This window comes from Microvirga sp. GN3 (assembly GCF_055792825.1).
Genome location: NZ_JBVVAK010000349.1, coordinates 1 through 2,216, shown reverse-complemented (window position 1 = coordinate 2,216; position 2,216 = coordinate 1). Strand labels below are relative to the sequence as shown.

Here is a 2,216-nt window from a genome sequence, read left to right as displayed (position 1 = left end):
TTGCGCGATCTGCATCGCGTGAGGCGTGAGGCCCGGGTGATCATGATCCTGGTAATGCTCAAGATCGAACGTAACGCTTTTGCTCAGACACATGGCGGGCCTCCACACGGGGCCACATCCTCTCAGACCAACCTTGGCCTAAAGCGAAAACGACAGAAAATAGCAACTCCGTCATAAATAATATGGGAACGGATCGGACAATTACATCGGCTCAAATAAATAAAACCGAAAACAAGTAGATTTGGTATCTGATGCTTTACAAGAGCGTATACTCTTTGTTTGACAGTCGATTTGATAATTAGACATTTTTGTTAGACATTTTTGCCTGGCAAGCAGCCTGATTCATCGGAGGAACTCCGCAATGTTAAGCCAAGCACTTTTCTCCGTGTTGTTAATCGCTGGCTGCCTCGTTGTGTACGAGGTGGGCATTTGGAAGAAGCCGGTAAAACGACTCCATTCAAAAAGATGATAACGAAGAGATATTCAACAAATCCCACTTGCCCTGAAGCAATGATCCGCTGGTCGTCACGTTGATTGTGGTTCTCATCGGAGCCTCAATCGCCATGTACTTCATCATCGTGCACGGCTGGTCATGGTGACAACCGAGGGGAACGATCATTTTTTGACAGTCTCCTCAGAGAGGAGCTCATCATGAGAAAGCACCGCTACGCTGTAGGACAGCCCGTCAGCTATGCTGAGGATTATGCACCCAACGATATTTGGAGGGGCGGCTATGAGATTGTCTACTTAGTCCCTGGCGGAAACCGCGAGCCCCAATATCAGTCCGGAGCGCTGACCAGACCTATGACCGAGTTGTCTGGGAGTCCCAGTTGCAAGAGGATCTTGGCGTGGGGACGATGCGGCTGAACGGTCATGTCATACGGTTTCCGCAATCCTAGAGAACTCCGCAGAGCCAGAGTTCTGAAGGCTGCACCGCACGCGAGCTCATCGGGCGTGGACCGATCATCCGGATCGGGTGAACCCCGGGGAGAAGATGCTGTTGAAAAGCAGCATTGCCAAACTGGCGATCCTCTCCAAATCAGACGCCCGTGACAAGCTCCCTTGAGCGCGGCAAGCAGATCATGCCGGTGCTTGCAGTCGGTGGCAGAAGTCCTTCAGGCCGACCATAGCGGCTGTTATGTGGTTTGCCGCGTCAATCATCCGCGAGGCAATGATCCCCGGTGCCAGTCACTGGCGAATGGAGCAGCAGCCCGAGGCTGCAGTCACAGCGGCTCGCACCTTCCTAAACGCCACCCGACAATGAACGATTCCAGCCCAAACGCGCTGTATCGACCTGTCGGTTGAGCACGGCATCGATCACTGTCTCCAGCAACGGCGCAAGGGGTGGCCGTCCGCAGTATGGATGGGAGATTGCTTACGACGATTGCCCGTCAGGGCTTGACGATCTCTGAGTAAATTCGCCTGGCTTGGCCGATATCGAGCGAGGCTCCGCTGGAAGGTTTAATCCGGACGCTTTCACGGTACCGCTCTGGCAAGCCTTCGAGTGCAAAAACGACAGCATCGCGGAGAGTGTTGAAGGATCGGACGGTCCCAGGATCTCCCGTCTCGTGCCGGGTTGGTTCGTCGGGAGCAAGCCAGCTTATCTGGACCGGTTCGTCGAGGTCGAGATCGCTCACTTAGCTTGTCCTTTCCAACGGATGACGAGAGCCTTCTGATGTCGGGCACCCATTATGTGACGCCGCGCGAGCAGCGAAGCAATGTGCCTGTGTCGAATGATCCTACCACTCCCCGTCAGGATGCAAGGAACGCGCGGCAGGTCGTCCCGGCTCATGGTGGCAAGTGCCCGCCTGAGAGGGAAAGTCCCCACCTCGGACCATTCCGTCATTGTCAGGCCAAAAGACCAGACAGGCCGGTGCATCGAAGCTCGACATCATCCGAGCATATGGCTCTTGCATCATGGTGGGATGGTGACGTTCGGGACGGCTGGGTTAAGGGAGGTCGCAGATCCAGCTTATGATCCTGAGCAACCGGCATGCTTTGGACAACGGAGCGGCCAAAACGAATGGGCATCAGGACCCAGTGCGTTCCCGGCCTACGGAGGTTATCATTGTCTCCTCAGGCGATTATCGCTTCCACTTGCCTTCATACCGGAACTCCGGGGCGGATTTCAGCTGCTCAAGGTCCGCGTTCATCGTCGCCTGCCACTTGGTCTCGCCTTCGGTGTACCGGATCGAGATCGCGGAGGGATCGACCGC

The 2,216-nt window shown here is 55.3% G+C and carries 1 protein-coding gene; it reads right to left on the bottom strand.

The features are described 5' to 3' along the window. Positions 1 to 1,391 precede the first annotated feature (1,391 nt). Positions 1,392 to 1,637, bottom strand: a complete 246-nt coding sequence (locus ACS5Q1_RS47675) for a hypothetical protein (RefSeq protein ID WP_473104747.1) — start codon at positions 1,635 to 1,637, stop codon at positions 1,392 to 1,394. Positions 1,638 to 2,216: the final 579 nt, after the last annotated feature.